This window comes from Corticibacter populi (assembly GCF_004217315.1).
GTDB lineage: Bacteria > Pseudomonadota > Gammaproteobacteria > Burkholderiales > Burkholderiaceae_C > Lampropedia > Lampropedia populi.
Map to the genome: position 1 here is coordinate 352,749 of NZ_SGWR01000003.1, position 21,658 is coordinate 374,406.

Sequence of the window (21,658 nt, forward strand, 5' to 3'; positions counted from 1 at the left end):
CTGACGGTTGCAATTCCTCGGAGCCGTCATGAAGAACCTCGAACTCGCATCTCCCACGGAGATGAGCGCCAGCGCCCGCGCTGGTGAAATCACCGCCATCCTTGCGGCCGGCATCGTTCGCACACTCGTCGCGGATGAGCCAAAACAGAGAGCAGTTGGCCTTGGCTTCCTGCCCGACCAGCGCGTTCATACAACCCCCTATCAAGAGGAGAAGTTGTGATGAACGAGAAACAAGCATCCGTCGCCGCGCGGATCGCGGAGCTGGCCTGCCTGCCGATGTCCGAGCTCTGGACAGTCTGGGATCGGTATTTCCCACGCCGTCCGGACTACCCCAACCGCACCCACGTCGAGTCCCGGATCGCCTACAAGCTGCAGGAGGAGGCCTTCGGTGGCCTCGCGCCTGAGACCAAGCAGCGCCTGGAAGCCATCGGCGCGAAGCACTCCAAGATCAAGCTGCGGGCCAAGCCGCGCGAGTTCGATTTCGCGCCGGGCACGATCCTGCTGCGCGAATGGGGCGAGCGCGAGCACCGGGTGACGGTCACCGCCGAGGGGCTGTTCGAGTACCAGGGGCGCAACTTTAAGAGCCTGACGGCGGTGGCCCGCCACATCACGGGCGCGCACTGGTCTGGGCCGCTGTTCTTTGGCCTGAGCAAGGGAGGTGCGCGATGAGCGAGATCGCCAGCACCAAGGCCCGCAAGCGTTGCGCCGTCTACTGCCGGGTGTCCTCGGATGAACGGCTTGACCAGGAGTTCAACTCTATCGACGCCCAGAAGGAGGCTGGCCACGCCTACGTCGCCAGCCAGCGATCCGAGGGTTAGATTCCGGTGGCTGACGACTACGACGACCCTGGCTTCTCCGGCGGCAACACGGATCGGCCCGGTCTGAAACGCCTAATGGCGGACATCGAGCGCGGCCAGATCGACATCGTGGTGGTCTACAAGATCGACCGCCTGACGCGTAGCTTGGCCGACTTCTCCAAGATGGTCGAAGTGTTCGAACGCCACGGGGTGTCCTTGTGTCGGTCACCCAGCAGTTCAACACCACCACTTCGATGGGTCGGTTGATGCTCAACGTCCTGCTGTCCTTCGCCCAGTTTGAGCGCGAGGTCACCGGCGAGCGCATCCGCGACAAGATCGCCGCCGCCAAGCGCAAGGGGATGTGGATGGGCGGGGTCCCGCCCCTGGGCTACGACGTCGACAACCGCCTGCTGGTCATCAATGAAACCGAGGCGGCGGTGGTGCGCAGCATCTTCGAGGAGATGCTGACCATCGGCTCTCCGACGCAGATCGCCGTCAATCTGACCGCCGACGGCATCACGACCAAGGCCTGGACGACGCAGGAGGGCCAGACCCGCAGCGGCACGCGCATTGACAAGAAGTACCTGCACAAGCTGCTGCGCAACCGCATCTACCTGGGGGAGTTGTCGCACAAGGGGAACTGGTACCCCGGCGCTCACCCGCCGATCATCGACCGTGAACTGTGGGACAAGGTTCACGCGGTGCTGGCCAGGGATGGGCACGCCCGGTCGGTGGAAACCAAGATCCGATCGCGCACCGACGCTTTGCTGCGCGGCCTGCTGTACGCCCCCTCGGGGGAACGGATGTACCCGACCTACTCGCGCAAGAACGGGCGCAAGTACCACTACTACGTGTCCAAGTCGGAAAGCCGTTTCGGCGCACCGGGCAAGAGCTATGAACGCCTGCCGGCACCGGAGATTGAGGCGGCAGTGGTGGCCCAGATCCGCACGGTACTGACCAGCCCGGAGTCCATCGCATCGGTGGTGCGCCACATCCAGCGCAACGGGGGACAAGTCGATGAAGCCACCACGGTGATGGCGATGGGACGGCTCAACGACGTGTGGGATCAGTTGTTCCCGGTCGAGCGCCACCGCATCGCCAACCTGATGATCGAGCGCGTCGATCTCGTCCACGTTGGCGAGGTGCAGGGCATCAAGGTGAAGTGGCGGGAGTTGGGCTGGGACGCCCTGATCGGTGAGTTCGCCCCGAGAGGCATCGGCGCGGAACTGGTGGAGGTTGAGGCCTGATGGACGACACCCTGGAAACCTTCGTGCCACTGACATTCCGCCGCCGGGGCGCGCGGCGCGTGGCCGCCGACGACCGCCTCGTCCACGATGTGACGCTGCTGGAGGGGGTGGCACGCGGTTTCTACTGGCAGCACCTCGTGGACACCGGCGAGATGAAGAGTGGCTCGGAGATCGCCCGGGCCGAAGGCTTACACCCCTCGGTCACCAACGAACTGATGCGCCTTAGCCTGCTCGCACCCGACATCCTCGAAATGCTGATGAATGGGCGGCAGCCGCGCCGGATGAACCTTATCTGGTTCCAACGCAACCCGCTGCCGGTGGATTGGGAGGCGCAACGCCAGATCGTGAAGCGCTTTGAGGAGGACGCATGAGCAAGAAGCACCGTGGCCGGTTCAAGGGTGATCCGGTCACTTATCAACTGCCGAGCCCGGCAGGCGGCGTGCAGCTTGAAACCTTCGTTCCCTGGACATTGGTGAAGCGGGGGTTGAAGAAGCAGGTCATAACGCCCTTGGACGCGCCGCAGGAATTCCTGTCCGAGGCCACCCGAGAGCGCGAGGTGCGGTCGGCTGCGCAGGACACCGCGTTGATGCGGGCGCTCGGACTGGCGCACCACTGGCAACGCCTGCTGGACGAGCAGCGGGCGGCGTCGGTGGCCGAGATTGCCGAGGCCGAAGGCATGGACGTGACGCAGGTGCGCCGGGTCATGCGGTTGACACTCCTGGCCCCGGAGGTCGTGGAACGGCTGGCGGGTTCGCCTGACGCCGTGCTGGAGAAGGTGATGCGCCGCCCCTGGCCCAACGCGTGGGGCGACCAGATGCGGGTGCTCGCGCCACCCGGGTGAGCGCGTCGCGCCCAGCGCCAGCAACCGCCTGTGGGCGGTTTTTTTGTGCCCGCGCAGCGCTCGGTCGCCACCGCTACAGGAGTTGCCAACCACAACCGACCGCCTCTAAACCCGCGCCAGCAAAGGAAGTGGCCTCGAGAACGCTCGCGTGGCCACCAGAGAAAACGGAGAACAGAGAGGCGTCAGCGAGGGCGAAAACGCCGACTTCGCAGGGGTGGCGCTCGCGAGACCAAGCCCGGGAGCCGCACCAACGCTGGGGGAATGGGCAAAAAAAATCCCAACCGATAAGGGTTGGGATTTTAGGTATTGGTGGAGCTGGCGGGAGTTGAACCCGCGTCCGCAAGCCTTTGCCAGGCAGTTCTACATGCTTAGTGGTCTGTTTTGATCTCGCCCTTGATGCCGCGCAGCCACACGCTGCATCGAAGGCCAGCACCCTTGGATCTCATTGGCGGTCAAGATGCCCGACAGCCAACCAGCTAATGTGAATTAACTTGCAGCTTCATGACCTTGCGGCCTTGTTGCCCAGCCCATTAGCGTGCTGTTGCAAGTCTCACCGGGTTTAAGCGGCGAGTGCGAAACGATCGTCGTTTGCAGTTAGTTTTTCGAACCGAGATTTACGAGCGTGATTCAAGCTCGGCATGCGCCACTCCAGATCCGTACCCACGTCGAAACCAGGACAGCCCCAAAGATTGAACATTCTATTCGATTCCCAACAATCGGGATAGTTCCAGCGGTGATTGAATGCGCCAGTCGGCTGGCCAAGTGCCGACATCCTCGTCGGTGGCAATGTATCCGTACAGTGCGGCCACGGTTCCCATGCCGGCGCTCCGACCGGCCTGCATGTCGCGCCGGTCGTCACCCACGTAGATACAGTGCTCCGGCGCGATTCCCAAGCGACGGGCGGCTTCCAGCAGGGGTTCGGGATGCGGTTTGGCGTGGGCGGTGGTGTCGCCGCCGACCAGGGCGCCGCAACCGGCAAAGGCCGGGGTCCGGGCGGCGATCGGCCTGGCAAAGCGTTCGATCTTGTTGGTGACGATGCCCCAGCGAATGCCTTGCGTCTCCAACTGTTGCAGCGTGGTGGCGACGCCATCGAACGGTTGCGTGGCGGAGCCGATGCAGGCTTCGTAGGTGTCGAAGAACTCCTCGCGCAAGGCCGGGAAGGTGGCGTCCTCGGGACGGACGCCCAAGCCGATGGGCAGCAGGCCGCGAGCGCCGCTGCCGACGAACGGCCGGTATTCGGAGATGGGCAGTGCGGCTTGACCACGTGCCTGACGCATGCGGTTGACCGCCAGGGCCAGTTCGGCCGCGCTGTCGATGAGGGTGCCGTCGAGGTCGAACAGAACCGCCCGGGGTGGCCAGAAAGGAGGCTTCATGGTCTGCGCGCGGCCAGCATGTAGTTGACGTCGGTATTGGCGCTGAGCCAGTAGCGTCGGCTGATGGGGTTGTAGTGCAGGCCGCGGCTGTCCTGTAGTTCCAGCCCCGCGTCGCGGATGAAGTGGGCCAGTTCGCTGGGGGTGATGAACTTGGCGAACTCATGGGTTCCGCGAGGCAACATGCGCAGCATGTACTCGGCGCCAACGATGGCCAGCAGCCAGGATTTCGGATTGCGGTTGATGGTCGAGAAGAACACCCAGCCGCCGGGGCGCACCAGGCGCTGGCAAGCCTGCACGACCGAGGCAGGGTCAGGCACGTGCTCGAGCATCTCCATGCAGGTCACCACGTCGAAACTGGCGGGCTGCTCGCTGGCCAGCGCCTCGACGCTGATGGCACGGTAGCCGATGTTCGGGGTCTGGGCTTCCAGTGCGTGCAGCTGCGCGACCTTGAGCGACTTCTCGGCCAGGTCAATGCCGAGCACCTGCGCGGTACCCTTGCGGGCCATGGCGTCAGCCAGGATGCCACCGCCGCAGCCGACGTCCACCACCTTCTTGCCCAGCAGCCCGCAGTGTTGGTCGACCCACTCCAGACGCAGTGGATTGATCTCGTGCAGCGGGCGAAACTCGCTGTTCCTGTCCCACCACTTGTGGGCTAGGTCGGAGAACTTCTTGAGTTCGGCGTGGTCGGCGTTGAGTTTGTCGTTCATGGAGGGATTATGGCAAGAGCCGCCCGTAGGTCATGGCGAAGGCAACAAAAAAGCCCCTCGAGAGGGGCTTTGTGCAGATGGCTCCGGATGGAGCCGAGCAATCGATCAGCGCTTGGCGGTGCCAACCACTTCGATTTCCACGCGACGGTTTTGCGCGCGGCCTGCACGAGTGGCGTTCGAAGCGACGGGCTCGAGTTCGCCCTTGCCTTCGGTGTAGATACGGTTCTGGTCGATGCCCTTGTTGACCAGATAGGCCTTGACGGCCTGAGCACGACGCTCGGACAGGCCTTGGTTGTAGGCTTCAGGACCGGTGGAGTCGGTATGGCCGACGGCGATGATGACTTCCAGGTCGATGTTCTGGACGCGGCTGGCCAGTTCGTCCAGCTTGGCGCGGCCTTCGGGCTTCAGCACAGCCTTGTCGAAGTCGAAGAATGCGTCGGCGGAGAAGGTTTCCTTGGTCGGGACGACAGGAGGTGCTTCGGGGACGACGGCAGCAGGCGGGGCCGGAGGAGCGACTTCGGCAACCTTTTGCAGGGCGCCGTCGCAGTTTTCGGCTGCAGTGGCAGGCGTCCAGGTGGCATTGCGCCAGCACAGTTCGTTGGTGCCGTTCTTCCAGACCAGCTCGCTGGTGCCGTTTTGCCAGTTGTCGATCTTGTTGCCACCGTCGGCAGCCTTGATTTGAGCGCTAGCGGCTGTTGCGAGTGCAGCAGAGGCAAACAAAACCGCCACTTTGTTGAGTTTCTTCATGGTTCTCCTCTTTGGGGAAAAGGGCCGCAGCCGCGCTGCGAAAAAAGGGACGCTATCAGTGACCATCACTAAAAACGCTGGACTCATTGTGCCATAGCGAATGGGCGGATTGCCACCGGAACCTTGTCGGACAGTTCCGCATTGCGAGAATCTGGGGCCGGTTGTTGCTAGATAGCGACATCCTGCGGCAGCGATACAATGTGCGATTCCATCTTATGCATGCCCATTGAGCGGGGCCATGAATGCCATGACCGAATTCGCGAAAGAAACCCTGCCCGTCAGCCTCGAGGAGGAGATGCGCCGCAGCTACCTCGATTATGCGATGAGCGTGATCGTCGGGCGGGCGCTGCCGGATGCGCGTGATGGCCTCAAGCCCGTGCACCGGCGCGTGATGTACGGCATGCATGAGCAGAACAACGACTGGAACCGGCCGTTCCGCAAGAGCGCGCGTATCGTCGGTGACGTCATGGGTAAGTACCACCCGCATGGCGACAGTGCGATCTACGACACCATCGTGCGCATGGCGCAGCCGTTTTCGCTGCGTCACATGCTGGTCGATGGCCAAGGCAACTTCGGCTCGGTCGATGGCGACAACGCGGCGGCGATGCGCTATACCGAGGTGCGCCTCACGAAAATAGCGCATGAGCTGCTGGCCGACATCGACAAGGAAACAGTGGATTTCGGGCCGAACTACGACGGCTCCGAGCAGGAGCCGCTGGTGTTGCCAGCGCGCTTTCCGAACTTGCTGGTCAATGGCTCGGCGGGCATCGCGGTGGGCATGGCCACCAATATCCCGCCGCACAACCTGACGGAGACCATCAACGCCTGCCTGCACCTGCTGCACAAGCCCGATGCGGACATCGACGAGCTGATGGAGTTCATCCCGGCGCCGGACTTTCCTACCGGCGGCATCATTTACGGCATGAACGGCGTCAAGGATGGCTACCGCACCGGACGCGGTCGGGTGGTGATGCGCGCCAAGGTGCACTTCGAGGACATCGACCGGGGCCAGCGCCAGGCCATCATCGTTGATGAGCTGCCCTACCAGGTCAACAAGAAGACGCTGCAGGAGCGCATGGCCGAGCTGGTGCACGAGAAGAAGCTCGAAGGCATCAGCCACATCCAGGACGAATCGGACAAGTCCGGCATGCGCCTGGTGATCGAGCTCAAGCGCGGCGAAGTGGCCGAGGTGGTACTCAACAACCTCTACAAGCAGACGCAGCTGCAAGACACCTTTGGCGTCAACATGGTGGCGCTGATCGACGGCCAGCCGCGCCTGTGCAATCTGAAGGACCTGCTGGTGGTGTTCCTGCAGCACCGCCGCGAGGTGGTGACCCGCCGCACCATCTTCGAATTGCGCAAGGCCCGCGAGCGTGGCCACGTGCTCGAAGGCCTGGCGGTGGCGCTGGCCAACATCGACGAATTCATCCGCATCATTCGCGAATCGCCCACGCCGCCGGTTGCCAAGGCCGAGTTGATGGCGCGCAGCTGGGACAGCCAGATCGTGCGCCAGATGCTCACCCGCGCCCGCGAGGACGGCAGCGTGGTCAATGCCGACGACTACCGCCCCGAGACGCTGGGCAAGCAGTACGGCCTGGGCCACGACGGCCTCTACCGCCTCTCGGATACGCAGGCGACCGAGATCCTGGCCATGCGCCTCTCGCGCCTGACGGGGCTGGAGCAGGACAAGATCGTCTCCGAGTACAAGGACGTGATGACGCAGATCGAGGATCTGCTGGACATCCTGGCGCGGCCTGCGCGCGTGGCCACCATCATCGGCGAGGAACTGACGGCCATCAAGACCGAATATGGCGACACCAAGCTGGGCGCGCGCCGCAGCGAGATCGAGTACAGCGCGCAGGATCTCTCCACCGAGGACCTGATCACGCCCACCGACATGGTCGTCACGCTCAGCCACACCGGCTACATCAAGAGCCAGCCCTTGAGCGAATACCGCTCGCAAAAGCGCGGCGGACGCGGCAAGCAGGCCACGGCGACCAAGGAAGACGACTGGATCGATCAGCTCTTCATCGCCAACACGCACGACTACATCCTGTGTTTCTCCGATCGCGGCCGCCTGTACTGGCTCAAGGTCTGGGAAGTGCCGGCGGGCTCGCGCGGCTCGCGCGGACGCCCCATCGTCAACATGTTCCCGCTGGCCGAGGGCGAGAAGATCACCGTGGTGCTGCCGCTGACCGGCGAGGCCCGCACCTTTCCGCAGGACCAGTACATCTTCATGGCCACTGCCAAGGGCACGGTGAAGAAAACCGCGCTGAATGAATTCAGCAACCCGCGCAAGGCCGGCATCATCGCCGTCGGCCTGGATGATGGTGATTACCTGATCGGCGCGGCGCTGACCGACGGCAAGCACGACGTGATGCTGTTTGCCGACAATGGCAAGGCCGTGCGTTTCGACGAAAACGACGTGCGTCCGATGGGCCGCAACGCGCGTGGCGTGCGCGGCATGAACCTGGAAGACACGCAAAGCGTGATCGCCATGCTGGTGGCCGAGGCCGAGGGCGACCCGAGCAGCCAGAGCGTGCTCACCGCCACCGAGAACGGCTATGGCAAGCGCACGGCGATTGCCGAGTACACCCGCCACGGCCGCGGCACCAAGGGCATGATCGCCATCCAGCAGTCCGAGCGCAACGGCAAGGTGGTGGCCGCCACGCTGGTCAGCCCCGATGACGAGATCATGCTGATCACCGACACCGGTGTGCTGGTACGGACCCGCGTGGCCGAGATTCGCGAGCTTGGCCGTGCCACTCAGGGCGTGACGCTGATCGCGCTGGATGAAGGCGCCAAGCTGATCGGCCTGCAACGCATCGTCGAGAACGACGCGAATGGTGCCGCCGGTGAAGCCGACGTGGTTGGGGATGTCGCCGCTGCTCCCGAGGTGCCCGGCGCCGATGGTCCGGCGCCCGCGCAGGACGAGTGATCGGACAGGGGGGGGCATGCACGTACCAGCGAAGTTCGATGAGTCCGAGGTGGATGTGCTCCACCAGTTGATGCGTGCGCAGCCTTTGGCGACCTTGGTGACGCTGTCGCCGGGCGGTATCGAGGCCAACCATATTCCGCTGCACCTGTCGCAGGAGGGAGATGGGTCGGGCGTTCTGCGCGGCCATGTGGCCAAGGCGAACCCGCTCTGGCACGAGCATCCGCAAGAAGCCGAGGTGCTGGCCATTTTTCATGGCCCACAGGCCTACATCACGCCGTCCTGGTATCCAACCAAGGCCGTGCCGACGTGGAACTATGCCGTGGCGCACGCTTATGGCCCGCTGCGCACCATCCACGATCCGGCCTGGTTGTTGCAGCAGCTGGAGTCGTTGACCGACCACAGTGAAACCGCCTTCGCCGAGCGCTGGCAGGTGGCCGATGCGCCGCAGGACTACGTTGAAAAGCAGTTGCGGGCGATCGTTGGTATCGAAATTCCGATCCGTCGATTGATCGGCAAATACAAAGTCAGCCAGAACCAGCCGGAGAAGAACCAGGCGGGCGTCTACCAAGGGTTGCGGGCGACCGGGCAGGCCGCTGCCCAGGACATGGCGGCATTGGTTCAAAGCAAGGGAGCGTTCTGACATGCCATTCGACCTGAACCAGGGCCGCCATCTGGCGGTGGGCGACGCCCGGCTGTTCGTGGTGGAGGCCGGCAATCCTGCCGGTGCGCCGCTGTTGCTGTTGCATGGCGGGCTGGGCGGTGTGCAGGACTTCGATGCCATCATCGATGGCCTGCCGCAGTCACTGCGGCTGATCGGGCTGGAGCTGCGCGGCCATGGCCGTTCCACCCGTGGCAGCGCGCCGCTGTGCTATGCGCAGTACCAGGCCGACGTGCTGGCCGTGCTGGACCAGATCGGCATTGTCAGTGCCGGCGTGCTGGGCTTCAGCGATGGCGGCATCGTCGGTTACCGACTTGCGGCGGCCTCACCCGAGCGTGTGCGCCTGCTGGTGACGCTGGGCTCGCAATGGCGCCTGCGCGGTGCCGATGACCCCTCCATTCCGCTGCTGCAAGGGCTGACGCGCGAGGGCTGGCAGTCCCTGTTTCCCGATGCCGTTGCCAGCTACGAGGCGCACAATCCAGAGCCTGATTTCGATGCGCTGCTCGCAGCCGTCAAGGCAGTTTGGCTGGACTGGTCCGATGCCGGCTATCCCGGTGAGACGGTGCGGCAGATCAGCGCGCCGACGCTGCTGGTGCGTGGCGATGCCGATCCCTTCCTGTCGCTGGACGAAGCGGTGGCCTTGCGCGCGCGCATCGCCGACAGCGGCTTTCTCAACATTCCATTCGTCGGCCATGCGGCCCACGACGAGGCGACGGCGGTGTTCCTGGCCGCCGTCAACGCTTTCCTGAACGATCCCGTCCGCCGTGCGGACGGCCATTGAAACCTGACCATGACCACACCGACTCCACGGCCCTTCAATTTCTCCGCCGGCCCGGCCGCGCTGCCTGAAGAGGTGCTGCAGACTGCTGCCGCCGAAATGCTCGATTGGCACGGCAGTGGCATGAGCGTGATGGAGATGAGTCACCGCGGTGCCGAATTCATCTCGATCTACGAGAAGGCCGAACGCGACCTGCGCAGGCTGCTGGCGGTGCCGCAGAATTACCGGATCCTTTTCATGCAGGGTGGCGGCATTGGCGAAAACGCCATCGTGCCGCTGAACCTCTCGCGCGCCGGTGTGGTCGATTTCGTGCTCACCGGAAGCTGGAGCCAGAAGTCGCAGAAGGAGGCCGGCAAGTACGCCACTTCCCGCGTGGCCGCCAGTGCCGAGGCCAGTGGCTTCACAGAGATTCCCAACCCGGCCAGCTGGCAGATCGACCGGGATGCGGCCTACCTGCATATATGCAGCAACGAGACCATCCACGGCATCGAATACCAGCAACTGCCCGATCTCAAGGCCCTGGGCGCCGACATCCCGCTGGTGATCGATTGTTCCTCGCACATCGCCTCGCGTTCGATTGACTGGAGCCGCGTGGGGCTGGCTTTTGCTGGCGCGCAGAAAAACCTGGGGCCTTCGGGGTTGACCATCGTCATCGTGCGCGAGGACCTGGTCGGGCACGCGCTGGCGATCTGCCCGAGCGCCTTCAACTACGAACTGGTGGCCAAGAACCAGTCCATGTACAACACCCCTCCGACCTGGGGCATCTACGTCGCGGGGCTGGTGTTCGACTGGGTGCTGCGCCAGCAGGAAGGTGATCTCACGGGCCTGGCCGCGATCGAGGCGCGCAACATCCGCAAGGCCGCCAAGCTCTACGCCTATCTGGACGGCAGCGGTTTCTACCGCAACACGGTCGCGCCGACGGCGCGCTCGCGCATGAACGTGCCGTTCTTCCTGGCCGACGAAAGCCGCAACGCCGACTTTCTCACCGGCGCCAAGGCGCGTGGGCTGCTGCAACTCAAGGGCCACAAGTCCGTCGGCGGCATGCGCGCCAGTATTTACAACGCCATGCCGGAGGCGGGCGTGGATGCGCTGATCGACTACCTGCGGGAGTTCGAGAAGAGCGCCGCCTGATCCCGCTGCCATCGAGCCGTGCGGCCCCTTGCACCGGGTCGGCAGCCAGGATGGTCCGTCCTCCCCGCCCCGATCTCAGAATCCGATTGCCCCATGAATACGCCATCCACCGAGCCCGCCGCCACTCCCGAATTGCTGGTCCTGCGCGATCGCATCGACGCGCTGGACCGCCAGTTGCTCGATACGCTGAACCAGCGCGCCCGGGTCGCGCAGGAGGTGGGCGAGCTCAAGAAGCAGGAGGGCAGCACCTATTTTCGGCCTGACCGCGTCGCACAAGTCATCGAGAAGATGCAGCGCGCCAACCATGGGCCGCTGCGGGCAGGCCATGTCTCGGCGATCTGGCGCGAGATCATGTCGGCCTGTCTGGCGCTGGAGTCGCCACAGCGCGTGGCGGTGCTGGGGCCGGCCGGCACGTTCTGCGAGCAAGCGGCGGTCGAATACTTCGGCGGCGCGGCCGACATCGTCTACTGCAACAGCTTCGACGAGGTGTTCCATGTCACCACCTCCGGCAATGCCCAATTCGGCGTGGTGGGCGTGGAGAACTCTAATGAGGGCGTGGTGACGCGCTCGCTCGATCTGCTGCTGCACTCGCCGGTGCACGTGGTCGGCGAGGTCAGCCTGCAGGTGCGCCACAATTTGCTGCGGCTGCAGAACGACCTCGAAGGCATCGAAGCGGTGCTGGCGCACCCGCAGGCGCTGGCCCAATGCCATGCTTGGCTGGCCAAGCACCTGCCGCATGCCGAGCGCCGTCCGGTCTCCAGCAACGCCGAGGGCGCGCGTCTGGCGGCCACCAATCCGGCCTGGGCGGGTCTGGCCAGCGAGCGCGCGGCCACGCAGTTCGGCCTGCACATCGTCGCACCCGCCATCCAGGACGACGCCTACAACCGCACCCGTTTCGACATCATCTGCCTGCCGCAGACCATGGCCATGCCGGATGCCACGGGCCGTGACTGCACCAGCCTCGTGCTGTCGGTGCCGAACCGCCCGGGCGCCGTGCATGACCTGCTGACGCCGCTGAAGAAGCATGGCGTGTCGATGACGCGCTTCGAGTCGCGGCCGGCACGCACCGGCCAGTGGGAGTATTACTTTTATATCGACATCGACGGCCATCCATCGCAGCCGCATGTGGCCGAGGCGCTCAAGGAGCTGCGCCAGCTCAGTGCGTTCTTCAAGCTGCTGGGCGCCTATCCGGTCAAGGACTGATACCGGCCGATTCAAGAGGGGGAGGGCATGGTCACTGTATTCAAGCAACTGGGATTGATCGGCTGCGGGCTGATGGGCGGCTCGTTCGCGCTCGCCATGAAGAAGGCCGGGCTGGTCAAGCAGGTGGTGGGCTATAGCAAGTCGCCCTCGACCACGCTGCGCGCGCGTCAGCGTGGCGTGATCGATACCGAGGCCAAGTCGGCCTTGCAGGCCTGCGCCGGCTCCGACCTGATCCTGCTGGCGGTGCCGGTGGCGGCCACCGGTGCGATGCTCAAGACCATCCGCGAGTTCGTGCGGCCCGATGTGCTGACGATGGATGTCGGCTCGACCAAGCAGGACGTGGTGGATGCGGCGGCCAAGGCGCTGGGCTGGAACGCCCAGTACTTCGTGCCGGCGCACCCCATCGCCGGCAAGGAGAAGGCCGGCGTCGATGCTGCCGATGCGCAGCTTTACCGGGACGCACGCGTGGTGCTCACGCCCACCGAGGCCACCAGTGTCGACAAGCTGCGCCAGGCCCAGCAGCTCTGGGAGGCGCTGGGCGGTCGCGTGAGCGTGATGACGCCTGCCGAACACGACGCCGCCATGGCGGCCGTCAGCCATTTGCCGCACATGGTGGCTTTCGCCTACATGAATGGTCTGCTGGGCCAGCCCGAGGCGGCCCGTCTGCTGAGCCTGGCGGGGCCGGGGTTCCGTGATTTCACCCGTATTGCCGGCGGCGACCCGCACCTCTGGCGCGATGTGCTGCTGGCCAATCGCAGCGAGGTGGCCGGGCAACTGCGGCAGCTGGTGCTGGCATTGCAGGATTTCCAGCGCGTGCTGCACGCCGAGGATGCCGAGGCACTCGAAAAGCTGATCACCCGCGCCAGCGATGCCCGCGCGCAGTGGAAGCCGGGCGCCTGATCCAGCCGGCTGCCATTACCGCTACCCAGTCTCATTCATGTACACCATTCCCTTTCTGGACATCCCGCCGCTGCAAGGCGCCCATGGCGTGGTGCGTCTGCCCGGCTCCAAGAGCATTTCCAACCGCGTGCTGCTGCTGGCGGCGCTGTGCCAGGGAGCGACCACCGAGGTGTGCGATGTGCTTGCCTCCGACGACACCGACGCCATGCTGGGGGCGCTGCAGATGCTGGGTTGCCGCATCGAGCGCGAAGGCAGCGTGCTGCGCATCACCGGCCTGCAGCCCGACGCCATGCCTGCGCAGGCCAGCCTGCACCTGGGCAATGCCGGTACCGCGATGCGACCGCTGACGGCGGCACTGGCCCTGCTGCTCGGCGATGGGCAGGTGTACGAACTCACCGGCGTGGCGCGCATGCAGGAGCGTCCCATTGGCGATCTGGTCGAGGCGCTGCGTCAGCTTGGCTGCGAGATCGAATACCTGCGCAATGAAGGCTTTCCGCCGCTGCGCCTGCGCGCGGCCGATCCGGCACGGCGAGCAGGCCACACGCGGCTGGCCATCCGTGGCGATGTCTCCAGTCAGTTCCTCACCGCCATGCTGATGGCGCTGCCGTTGCTGGCCGCCGAGCGCGCCTACACCATCGAGGTGGAAGGCGAGCTGATCTCCAAGCCCTACATCGCCATCACCCTCGAACTGCTGGCGCGCTTTGGGGTGCAGGTGGACAACGAGCAATGGCAGCGCTTTACCATCCCGGCTGGCAGTGCCTATCGCTCGCCGGGACAGATCCATGTCGAGGCCGATGCCTCGTCGGCCAGCTACTTCCTGGCGCTCGGCGGCATCGCCAGCGATGCGGGGCAGGGCCACAGCATTACCATCGAGGGCGTGGGGGCCGACTCGATCCAGGGCGATATCCGTTTTGCCCAGGCGGCGGCGCAAATGGGTGTGCAAATCGAGAGCGGTCCCAACTGGCTGCGCGTGCAGCGCGGCCGCTGGCCACTGCAGGCCATCGAGCTGGATTGCAACCACATCCCCGACGCCGCCATGACGCTGGCGGTTATGGCCTTGTATGCCGAGGGCACGACGCGCCTGACCAACATTGGCAGCTGGCGGGTCAAGGAGACCGACCGCATCGACGCCATGGCGGCCGAATGCGCCAAGCTCGGTGCCCGCGTGGAGAGCGGCCCGGACTGGATTGCCATCACACCGCCGGCGGCGGGCGTGAACGCGGGCGAAGGCGCGGGCCGCGGCGGCTGGCGCGCCGCCTCCATCGCCACCTATGACGACCACCGCATGGCGATGTGTTTTTCGCTGGCGGCCTTCAATCCCGCCGGCCTGCCGGTGCGCATCGAGGATCCGCGTTGCGTGGGCAAGACCTTCCCGGATTACTTCGAGACGCTGTTCGGCGTGGTCCAGGCCCTGCCGGGGCAGGTACCGGTGATCTGCATCGATGGCCCGAGCGCCTCGGGCAAGGGTTCGCTGGCCGCGGCGGTGGCTGCGCAGCTCGGTTACGCGGTGCTCGATTCGGGCGCGCTCTACCGCATTGCCGGCTATGCCGCCTGTGCGCGTGGCATACCGCTACATGCCGATCATGCGCCGGAACTGGCGCAGGTGGTGCAGGAGATGGACGTGGCCTTCGTGGGCGAGACCATTCTGCTCGGCGGCGAGGACATCAGCCTGAAGATCCGCTCCGACACAGGCAGCCGCAATGCCTCGCTGATCTCGGCCATTCCGGCCGTGCGCGATGCGCTGCTGCAGTTCCAGCGCGACCGCGCGCGCCTGCCCGGGCTGGTGGCCGACGGGCGCGACATGGGCACCGTGGTGTTCCCGCAAGCGCCGCTGAAGGTGTTTTTGACGGCCAGTGCCGAAAAAAGGGCCGAGCGCCGCTATAAACAGTTGATTTCGCAAGGGTTGTCCGCTAATATGACGACCCTTCGCGAAGAACTCCACGCGCGCGACCTGCGGGATTCCACCCGCGCCGTCGCTCCCTTGCAGCCCGCCGTGGATGCCCTGTCCCTGGACAACTCGGACATCGGCATCGAGGCGGCAGCCCGCCAGGTGCTTTCCTGGTGGGAGGAGCGCAGGCCCTTCTCCGAATCTTCCCGTCCGTGAACCTGCGGGCGCCGCAGCTGCCTTGGCAGCCTGTGCCGCCGCAGCGCGCCGATGGATGATGGATTGGAGAGGTGAGGCCGGTTGTGCTGCTGGCTGTTTCCTGGCGAAGCCCGCCCAGCTCGCGGCCTTGTTCCTCGGCTGGTTTTTCACCCAAGCAACCCGCGCCCAGCGCCTGCGCCAATGCATGGCCGGCAGCGAAGCGCAAGCCCCCCGGTGATCGAGATAGAAACGTCCAGCAATGGTGCTGGCGGAAACCGGTCATCGGAAAAGGAAACACATGTCTGAATCTTTTGCCGCCTTGTTCGAAGAGTCCCTGCAGCGCACCGAGATGCGCCCGGGGGAAGTCATCACTGCCGAAGTGGTGCGCATCGAGCACAGCTTCGTGGTCGTCAATGCCGGCCTGAAGTCCGAATCCTTCATCCCGCTCGATGAGTTCAAGAACGACCAAGGCGAGATCGAAGTCCAGGTTGGCGACTTCGTGTCGGTGGCCATCGGCTCGATCGAGAACGGTTACGGCGACACCATCCTCTCGCGTGACACCGCCAAGCGCCTGGCTTCGTGGCTGGCACTGGAAAAGGCCCTGGAATCGGGCGAATTCGTCACCGGCACGACCTCCGGCCGCGTCAAGGGCGGCCTGACGGTGCTGGTCAACGGCATCCGCGCCTTCCTGCCGGGCTCGCTGGTCGATACCCGTCCGGTCAAGGACCTGACGCCGTACGAGAACCAGACCCTGGAATTCAAGGTCATCAAGCTCGACCGCAAGCGCAACAACGTGGTGCTGAGCCGCCGCGCCGTGGTGGAAGCCTCGATGGGCGAAGAGCGCGAGAAACTGCTGGCGACGCTGCATGAAGGTGCCATCGTCAACGGCGTGGTCAAGAACATCACCGAATACGGTGCCTTCGTCGACCTGGGCGGCATCGACGGCCTGCTGCACATCACCGACATGGCCTGGCGCCGCGTGCGCCACCCCAGCGAAGTGGTACAGGCCGGCCAGGAAATTACCGCCAAGGTCCTCAAGTTCGACGCCGAGAAGAACCGCGTTTCGCTGGGCCTCAAGCAGCTGGGCGAAGATCCGTGGGTCGGTGTCTCGCGCCGCTACCCGGCCAACACCCGCCTGTTCGGCAAGGTCACCAACATCGCCGACTACGGTGCCTTCGTCGAGCTCGAGCCCGGCATCGAAGGCCTGGTGCACGTCTCCGAGATGGACTGGACCAACAAGAACGTCGCGCCCTCGAAGATCGTCTCGCTGGGCGACGAAGTCGAGGTCATGGTGCTCGACATCGACGAGGACAAGCGCCGCATCAGCCTGGGCATGAAGCAGACCAAGCTCAACCCGTGGCAGGACTTTGCACAGAGCACCAACCGCGGCGACCGCGTCAAGGGCCCGATCAAGTCCATCACCGACTTCGGCGTGTTCGTCGGTCTGCCTTCCGGCATCGACGGCCTGGTGCACCTGTCGGACCTGTCCTGGAACGAGCCCGGCGAAGCCGCCGTGCGCAACTACAAGAAGGGCCAGGAAGTCGAGGCCGTGGTGCTGGCCGTGGACGTGGACCGCGAGCGCATCAGCCTGGGCATCAAGCAGCTCGACGCCGATCCGTTCACGACCTTCGCCTCGGTCAATGACCGTGGCCAGAGCGTGACCGGCAAGGTCAAGTCGGTCGATGCCAAGGGTGCCGAGATCGATCTGGGCGAGGACATCGTCGGCTACCTGCGCGCTTCGGACATCTCCAGCGACCGCGTCGAAGATGCCCGCAACGTGCTCAAGGAAGGTGATGAGGTCACTGCCGTGATCACCAGCATCGACCGCAAGAACCGTGGCATCCAGCTGTCGATCAAGGCCAAGGATGCCGCCGATCAGCATGAAGCCATGGAGCACCTGTCGCAGCAATCCGTGGCCCATGCCGGCACGACCAGCCTGGGCGCACTGCTCAAGGCCAAGCTCGACAGCAACGCAGCCGAAGAGAAGTAAGCGGCCCTGCCGCGCAGGCCTTTGAACAGGCCTGCGTGACGAGCGCCGGCAGGCGTTGCTGCAAACCATGTGGCCTGCCGGCATCTCCCGCATGAAAAGGGCCGCCCGAGAGGGTGGCCCTTTTCATCTGCGCTTCCGACCGATCGACCTCCCATCCGAGCCCTTGGGCTCCCCCAAATACCATGACACGTTCTGACCTCGTCGAGGAACTTGCCGCCAGCTTCAACCAGCTGACCCAGTCGGATGCCGAATACGCCGTCAAGGCCATCCTCGAGCGCATGGGACAGTCGCTGGAGCAGGGCCACCGCATCGAGATCCGTGGCTTTGGCAGCTTCTCCGTCGCTCGCCGCGCGCCGCGCATTGGCCGCAACCCGCGCAATGGCCAGATCGTCGAAGTGCCCGAGAAGCGCGTGCTGCACTTCAAGCCGGGCAAGGCCCTGCGCGAAGCCGTGGACCGCTCCGGCGGCCAGCCGGCCGACTGACCCCGATGGCATGCCTCGGCGGCACTGTGGCCCCTCTGGCCTGTTCTTTGAACCGGCGCTGAGCCGGACTCGGCTATGATGCGCTGCATCTCGAGCGGGGCCTCGCCGGGCAGGACGATTGCCAAATGAAATACCTGGTATGGCTGCTGCGTGCAGCCATTTTCTTTCTGTTGTTCGCCTTCTCGCTGAACAACCAGCACGACGTGACGGTGCACTGGTTCTTCGGCATGCAATGGCGCGGGCCGATGGTACTGGCCATGCTCGCCGCCTTTGCGCTGGGGCTGGCGGTTGGCCTGCTGACCGTGCTGCCGCGCTGGTGGCGGCATGGCCGCCGGCGCGCCGCGCTGGATGGCGCAGCGCGCACTCCATCCACTCAAATTGCGGAGCATGACTGACCATGGAACTTGAATGGAGCTGGCTGCTGTTGGGGCTGCCCATTGCCTTCGTGCTGGGCTGGCTGGCCTCGCGGCTGGATTGGCGCCAGATGCGCATGCTGCAGCGCAGTTCGCCGCGCACCTATTTCCAGGGCCTGACCTACCTGCTCAACGAGCAGCAGGACAAGGCCATCGACGTGTTCGTCGAGGCGGTGCAGAGCGATCCTGACACCGTCGAGCTGCATTTCGCGCTGGGCAACCTGTTCAGGCGTCGCGGCGAATACGACCGCGCCGTGCGCGTGCACGAACATCTGCTGGCCAGGGCCGACCTGAGCGGCGCCGACCGCGCCCGAGCACAGTTCGACCTAGCGCAGGACTTCCTCAAGGCCGGCCTGCTCGACCGGGCCGAGGCGGCGCTGCAAAAACTCGATGGCACGGCGCTGGAGTCGCAGGCGCGGCTCGCTTTGCTATACATCTATGAGCGGGTGCATGATTGGCCGCAGGCCTGTCAGCTGCTCGATAAGATGACCCCGCTGGACGGGCAGCCGCTGCCGCCTGCGCTGCAGGGCCGGTTGGTGCACTACCTGTGCGAGCAGGCCCGCACCGCCATGCAGCGCAAGGATTACGCCGAAGCACAGCGCCTGCTCGATGTGGCCCTGGCCACGCCGCAGGCCGGTGTGCGACCGCGCATCGAGCAAGTGGACCTGCTGTTGCTGCAGGGGTGCGAGCGCGATGGCATCGAAGCCATTCTGCATCTGGCCGATGCCGAACCCGAGACGCTGGCGCTGCTCGCCGGCAAGCTGGTGAATCTGTCGCTCGATGCCGATCAGCGCACGCGCGCGCACGCCATGCTGCAGCAGCACTATGCGCAGCAGGCCAGCCTGGATGTGCTGCTGGCGCTGGTGGCGCTGGAGCAGCAGCAGGGCAACCCGCGTGCGAGCGATTGGTACATCGCCCATCTACACCAGCATCCATCGCTGGTGGCGGCCGCACGCTGGCTGGAGGATCAGCCGGCGCACGCCGACCTGCAGCCCATGCTGGAGAAAGCCGCCCAACCGCTGCTGCGCTACCGTTGCGTGCAATGCGGCTTCGAGACCCGCCACTATTTCTGGCAATGCCCAGGTTGCCAGAGCTGGGAGAGCTTCCCGCCGCGCCGCATCGAGGAACTGTAGGGCCGGTAAAGCGGTGATGGCGGGCGGCGACTACTGGGTCAGCATGCGCTGCACCAGGTCGGTCGTGCCGCTCGCGCCGAACTTGCGCATCAGCCGGGCCCGGTAGATTTCCACTGTGCGGTGGCTGATCTGCAATTCCTTGCCGATGAGCTTGGAGGTCTTGCCTTCGAGCAGCCGCGCTGCCACTTCGCGCTCTCGGCCGGTCAGACTGTGCTGCGCCACCGGGCGCTGGGCACTGATATCTTCGAAGCTCCAGATGCCGGCGGCATGGGGGTTGCGGCGGTCGAAGGCACGGCCACTCACATGGCACCAGAAGAACTGGCCGTTGGCGCGCTTCATGATGCGGCTGTCCGAGTAATGGCCGCGTGCATTGAGGATGGGCGCGATGCGTTCGCCCAGGCGCTCGAACTCGTCGGCGCTGGGGTAGAGGTCGAGGAAGGAGCGGCCCAGCAGCAGTTCCCGGGAGGTCTGGAAGATCTCGCACAGCCATTGGTTGCAGTCGATGATGCGGCGGTGGCGCGAGATCACCAGTCCGACCGGAGCCATCTCGAAAGCGAGCCGGTAGTCCTCCAGATTCTCCAGGTGCGGCAATGGCTTGGAGGTGTCGGTGGATGGGGCCAATGGGGCCGACATAGGGGTTTCCTTTAAGAAAAACTACGTATCTTTTTACGTAGTATCCTCGGAAGCCGCTCACGGGCCCATCATCAAAAGGGTTGCAAGCGGATTCCCGATCTCTTGTGCCCCGCGATGCCGGGGCCAGGTTCCCATTCCACGGTTCAAACACGGTTCAAAACAGGGAGACTGACCTTGAACAAAATCTATCCTTCGGCTGCTGAGGCGCTCAAGGGAGTGGTCGCCGATGGCCAGACACTGGCCGTTGGCGGCTTTGGCCTTTGCGGCATCCCGGAAGCGCTGATCGAGGCGTTGCGCGACACAGGTGTGAAAAACCTGACAGTGATCTCCAACAACGCTGGCGTCGATGGTTTCGGCTTGGGCAAATTGCTCGAGACCCGCCAGATCAAAAAGATGATCTCGTCCTATGTGGGCGAGAACAAGGAGTTCGAACGCCAGTATCTGGCCGGCGAACTGGAGCTGGAGTTCACGCCGCAGGGCACGTTGGCCGAGAAGCTGCGCGCCGGTGGCGCCGGCATCCCGGCCTTCTTCACCAAGACCGGCGTGGGCACGCTGGTGGCCGAGGGCAAGGAAACGCGCGAGTTCGATGGCGAAACCTACGTGATGGAGCGGGCCCTGGTGGCCGACATCGCGCTGGTCAAGGCCTACCAGGCCGACCATTCGGGCAATCTGCGCTTTCGCTACACCGCGCGCAATTTCAACCCCGCTGCGGCGACGGCCGGCAAGATCACCGTCGTCGAGGTCGAGGAGGTCGTTGAAAACGGCGCGCTGGCCCCGGACGACGTGCACCTGCCGGGCATCTACGTGCACCGCATCGTGCACAACCCGAACCCGGAAAAGCGCATCGAACAACGCACCGTGAGCCCGAAGGCAGGAGACTGAACACCATGGCATGGACCAAAGACCAGATGGCGGCACGCGCCGCCAAAGAACTGCAGGACGGCTTCTACGTCAACCTGGGCATCGGCATCCCGACCCTCGTGGCCAATCATGTGCCCAAGGACATCGAGGTCTGGCTGCAAAGCGAGAACGGCATGCTGGGTATCGGCCCGTTCCCGACCGAGGATGAGGTCGATGCCGACCTCATCAACGCCGGCAAGCAGACCGTGACCACGCTGCAAGGCTCCTCGATCTTCAGCAGCGACCAGAGCTTCGCGATGATCCGTGGCGGCAAAATCAATCTGTCCATCCTCGGCGCCATGCAGGTCAATGCCCGTGGCGACCTGGCCAACTGGATGATTCCGGGCAAGATGGTCAAGGGCATGGGGGGGGCGATGGACTTGGTCGCCGGCGTCAAGCGCGTCATCGTGCTGATGGAGCACGTGGCCCGCAAGAAGGATGGCACGACCGATCTGAAGATTCTGCCCGAGTGCACGCTGCCGTTGACCGGCGTGGGGGTGGTCAACCGCATCATCACCGACCTGGGCGTGATGGACGTGACGCCCGAGGGCCTGCGCCTGGTGGAACTGGCGGAGGGGGTCGGATTCGAGGAGATTCAGGCCAAGACCGGAGTGCCGCTGCTGCGCTGACTCCCCGGGGTAGCGCATCCGGCTATGACAAAGGCCACGGCCGCGAGTAGCGGCCGTGGCCTTTGTCAGGTCATG

The 21,658-nt window shown here is 64.8% G+C and carries 21 protein-coding genes, 1 other RNA gene and 1 pseudogene; 18 read left to right on the forward strand and 5 right to left on the reverse strand.

Going from position 1 to position 21,658, the window contains the following annotated elements:
* Nucleotides 1–28 precede the first annotated feature (28 nt).
* The 5 genes and pseudogenes from EV687_RS12520 to EV687_RS12540 all read left to right on the forward strand — a co-directional run bounded on the left by EV687_RS12520 (nt 29) and on the right by EV687_RS12540 (nt 2,885).
* A complete protein-coding gene (locus EV687_RS12520) occupies nt 29–220 on the forward strand; it encodes a hypothetical protein (RefSeq protein WP_122228144.1) in 192 nt (63 codons plus the stop codon).
* Nucleotides 220–669, forward strand: coding sequence for a DUF2924 domain-containing protein (locus EV687_RS12525; protein ID WP_049246955.1), 450 nt, complete (start codon nt 220–222; stop codon nt 667–669). The genes EV687_RS12520 and EV687_RS12525 overlap by 1 nt, the downstream gene beginning before the upstream one ends.
* Nucleotides 666–2,044 (forward strand): annotated as a pseudogene (locus EV687_RS12530) (recombinase family protein). Before EV687_RS12525 ends, EV687_RS12530 begins: the two are co-directional and overlap by 4 nt.
* On the forward strand, nt 2,044–2,415 hold the full coding sequence (locus tag EV687_RS12535) for a site-specific recombinase resolvase (protein ID WP_122228141.1): 372 nt from the start codon (nt 2,044–2,046) through the stop codon (nt 2,413–2,415). The pseudogene EV687_RS12530 and the gene EV687_RS12535 overlap by 1 nt, the downstream one beginning before the upstream one ends.
* On the forward strand, nt 2,412–2,885 hold the full coding sequence (locus tag EV687_RS12540) for a hypothetical protein (RefSeq protein ID WP_122228138.1): 474 nt from the start codon (nt 2,412–2,414) through the stop codon (nt 2,883–2,885). The genes EV687_RS12535 and EV687_RS12540 overlap by 4 nt, the downstream gene beginning before the upstream one ends.
* Before the next feature lie 307 nt (nt 2,886–3,192).
* On the opposite strand, the gene ssrA is transcribed toward EV687_RS12540, so the two are convergent.
* From ssrA to ompA, 4 genes are all read right to left on the reverse strand, one after another.
* Nucleotides 3,193–3,569: a transfer-messenger RNA gene (gene ssrA, locus EV687_RS12545) on the reverse strand.
* Between the two features lie 14 nt (nt 3,570–3,583).
* Complete coding sequence (gene gph, locus EV687_RS12550) at nt 3,584–4,258, reverse strand: phosphoglycolate phosphatase (RefSeq protein ID WP_122228135.1); 675 nt, start codon at nt 4,256–4,258, stop codon at nt 3,584–3,586.
* The gene (gene ubiG, locus EV687_RS12555) at nt 4,255–4,965 is read right to left on the reverse strand and encodes a bifunctional 2-polyprenyl-6-hydroxyphenol methylase/3-demethylubiquinol 3-O-methyltransferase UbiG (protein ID WP_122228132.1); all 711 of its coding nucleotides are present in this window, start codon (nt 4,963–4,965) and stop codon (nt 4,255–4,257) included. Before ubiG ends, gph begins: the two co-directional genes overlap by 4 nt.
* A 105-nt stretch (nt 4,966–5,070) precedes the next feature.
* Nucleotides 5,071–5,712 (reverse strand): outer membrane protein OmpA, encoded by a 642-nt coding sequence (ompA, locus tag EV687_RS12560; RefSeq protein ID WP_122228129.1) that lies wholly within the window; start codon nt 5,710–5,712, stop codon nt 5,071–5,073.
* 247 nt (nt 5,713–5,959) lie between these two features.
* On the opposite strand from ompA, the gene gyrA reads away from it, so the two are divergent.
* The 11 genes from gyrA to lapB all read left to right on the forward strand — a co-directional run bounded on the left by gyrA (nt 5,960) and on the right by lapB (nt 19,421).
* A complete protein-coding gene (gyrA, locus tag EV687_RS12565; RefSeq protein ID WP_122228965.1) occupies nt 5,960–8,650 on the forward strand; it encodes a DNA gyrase subunit A in 2,691 nt (896 codons plus the stop codon).
* Between the two features lie 16 nt (nt 8,651–8,666).
* Complete coding sequence (locus EV687_RS12570) at nt 8,667–9,290, forward strand: FMN-binding negative transcriptional regulator (RefSeq protein WP_122228126.1); 624 nt, start codon at nt 8,667–8,669, stop codon at nt 9,288–9,290.
* 1 nt (nt 9,291) lies between these two features.
* Nucleotides 9,292–10,089 (forward strand): alpha/beta fold hydrolase, encoded by a 798-nt coding sequence (locus EV687_RS12575; protein WP_122228124.1) that lies wholly within the window; start codon nt 9,292–9,294, stop codon nt 10,087–10,089.
* A gap of 9 nt (nt 10,090–10,098) precedes the next feature.
* Complete coding sequence (gene serC / locus EV687_RS12580) at nt 10,099–11,217, forward strand: 3-phosphoserine/phosphohydroxythreonine transaminase (RefSeq protein WP_122228121.1); 1,119 nt, start codon at nt 10,099–10,101, stop codon at nt 11,215–11,217.
* A 93-nt stretch (nt 11,218–11,310) separates the two neighbouring features.
* Nucleotides 11,311–12,420 (forward strand): prephenate dehydratase, encoded by a 1,110-nt coding sequence (pheA, locus tag EV687_RS12585; protein WP_122228118.1) that lies wholly within the window; start codon nt 11,311–11,313, stop codon nt 12,418–12,420.
* Between the two features lie 27 nt (nt 12,421–12,447).
* Nucleotides 12,448–13,320: a prephenate dehydrogenase gene (locus EV687_RS12590; protein WP_122228115.1), complete on the forward strand. Its 873-nt coding sequence runs from the start codon at nt 12,448–12,450 to the stop codon at nt 13,318–13,320.
* Nucleotides 13,321–13,357: 37 nt separating this feature from the next.
* Nucleotides 13,358–15,424, forward strand: a complete 2,067-nt coding sequence (locus EV687_RS12595) for a bifunctional 3-phosphoshikimate 1-carboxyvinyltransferase/cytidylate kinase (RefSeq protein ID WP_122228111.1) — start codon at nt 13,358–13,360, stop codon at nt 15,422–15,424.
* Nucleotides 15,425–15,662: 238 nt separating this feature from the next.
* Nucleotides 15,663–17,393 carry a 30S ribosomal protein S1 gene (gene rpsA / locus EV687_RS12600; RefSeq protein WP_122228108.1) on the forward strand — a complete coding sequence of 577 codons (1,731 nt, stop codon included), beginning with the start codon at nt 15,663–15,665 and terminating at the stop codon, nt 17,391–17,393.
* Between the two features lie 182 nt (nt 17,394–17,575).
* Nucleotides 17,576–17,875 (forward strand): integration host factor subunit beta, encoded by a 300-nt coding sequence (locus EV687_RS12605; protein WP_122228105.1) that lies wholly within the window; start codon nt 17,576–17,578, stop codon nt 17,873–17,875.
* A gap of 125 nt (nt 17,876–18,000) precedes the next feature.
* A complete protein-coding gene (locus tag EV687_RS12610) occupies nt 18,001–18,270 on the forward strand; it encodes a LapA family protein (RefSeq protein WP_122228102.1) in 270 nt (89 codons plus the stop codon).
* A 2-nt stretch (nt 18,271–18,272) separates the two neighbouring features.
* On the forward strand, nt 18,273–19,421 hold the full coding sequence (gene lapB / locus EV687_RS12615; RefSeq protein ID WP_122228099.1) for a lipopolysaccharide assembly protein LapB: 1,149 nt from the start codon (nt 18,273–18,275) through the stop codon (nt 19,419–19,421).
* 30 nt (nt 19,422–19,451) lie between these two features.
* On the opposite strand, the gene EV687_RS12620 is transcribed toward lapB, so the two are convergent.
* The gene (locus tag EV687_RS12620) at nt 19,452–20,054 is read right to left on the reverse strand and encodes a PAS and helix-turn-helix domain-containing protein (protein ID WP_122228097.1); all 603 of its coding nucleotides are present in this window, start codon (nt 20,052–20,054) and stop codon (nt 19,452–19,454) included.
* 174 nt (nt 20,055–20,228) lie between these two features.
* On the opposite strand from EV687_RS12620, the gene EV687_RS12625 reads away from it, so the two are divergent.
* Together EV687_RS12625 and EV687_RS12630 are read left to right on the forward strand one after the other, a co-directional pair.
* Complete coding sequence (locus EV687_RS12625) at nt 20,229–20,936, forward strand: CoA transferase subunit A (protein WP_122228094.1); 708 nt, start codon at nt 20,229–20,231, stop codon at nt 20,934–20,936.
* A 5-nt stretch (nt 20,937–20,941) separates the two neighbouring features.
* Nucleotides 20,942–21,583, forward strand: coding sequence for a CoA transferase subunit B (locus tag EV687_RS12630; RefSeq protein WP_122228091.1), 642 nt, complete (start codon nt 20,942–20,944; stop codon nt 21,581–21,583).
* Nucleotides 21,584–21,658: the final 75 nt, after the last annotated feature.

Bases quoted from the DNA above. Each gene is read 5' to 3' on its own strand.
- EV687_RS12630 (WP_122228091.1), top strand. From the start codon at position 20,942: ATGGCATGGACCAAAGACCAGATGGCGGCACGCGCCGCCAAAGAACTG.
- EV687_RS12590 (WP_122228115.1), top strand. From the start codon at position 12,448: ATGGTCACTGTATTCAAGCAACTGGGATTGATCGGCTGCGGGCTGATG.
- EV687_RS12605 (WP_122228105.1), top strand. From the start codon at position 17,576: ATGACACGTTCTGACCTCGTCGAGGAACTTGCCGCCAGCTTCAACCAG.
- ompA (WP_122228129.1), bottom strand. From the start codon at position 5,712: ATGAAGAAACTCAACAAAGTGGCGGTTTTGTTTGCCTCTGCTGCACTC.
- EV687_RS12570 (WP_122228126.1), top strand. From the start codon at position 8,667: ATGCACGTACCAGCGAAGTTCGATGAGTCCGAGGTGGATGTGCTCCAC.
- EV687_RS12520 (WP_122228144.1), top strand. From the start codon at position 29: ATGAAGAACCTCGAACTCGCATCTCCCACGGAGATGAGCGCCAGCGCC.
- EV687_RS12540 (WP_122228138.1), top strand. From the start codon at position 2,412: ATGAGCAAGAAGCACCGTGGCCGGTTCAAGGGTGATCCGGTCACTTAT.
- EV687_RS12620 (WP_122228097.1), bottom strand. From the start codon at position 20,054: ATGTCGGCCCCATTGGCCCCATCCACCGACACCTCCAAGCCATTGCCG.
- lapB (WP_122228099.1), top strand. From the start codon at position 18,273: ATGGAACTTGAATGGAGCTGGCTGCTGTTGGGGCTGCCCATTGCCTTC.
- gyrA (WP_122228965.1), top strand. From the start codon at position 5,960: ATGACCGAATTCGCGAAAGAAACCCTGCCCGTCAGCCTCGAGGAGGAG.
- EV687_RS12535 (WP_122228141.1), top strand. From the start codon at position 2,044: ATGGACGACACCCTGGAAACCTTCGTGCCACTGACATTCCGCCGCCGG.
- gph (WP_122228135.1), bottom strand. From the start codon at position 4,258: ATGAAGCCTCCTTTCTGGCCACCCCGGGCGGTTCTGTTCGACCTCGAC.
- ubiG (WP_122228132.1), bottom strand. From the start codon at position 4,965: ATGAACGACAAACTCAACGCCGACCACGCCGAACTCAAGAAGTTCTCC.
- EV687_RS12610 (WP_122228102.1), top strand. From the start codon at position 18,001: ATGAAATACCTGGTATGGCTGCTGCGTGCAGCCATTTTCTTTCTGTTG.
- rpsA (WP_122228108.1), top strand. From the start codon at position 15,663: ATGGTGCTGGCGGAAACCGGTCATCGGAAAAGGAAACACATGTCTGAA.
- EV687_RS12575 (WP_122228124.1), top strand. From the start codon at position 9,292: ATGCCATTCGACCTGAACCAGGGCCGCCATCTGGCGGTGGGCGACGCC.
- serC (WP_122228121.1), top strand. From the start codon at position 10,099: ATGACCACACCGACTCCACGGCCCTTCAATTTCTCCGCCGGCCCGGCC.
- EV687_RS12595 (WP_122228111.1), top strand. From the start codon at position 13,358: ATGTACACCATTCCCTTTCTGGACATCCCGCCGCTGCAAGGCGCCCAT.
- pheA (WP_122228118.1), top strand. From the start codon at position 11,311: ATGAATACGCCATCCACCGAGCCCGCCGCCACTCCCGAATTGCTGGTC.
- EV687_RS12525 (WP_049246955.1), top strand. From the start codon at position 220: ATGAACGAGAAACAAGCATCCGTCGCCGCGCGGATCGCGGAGCTGGCC.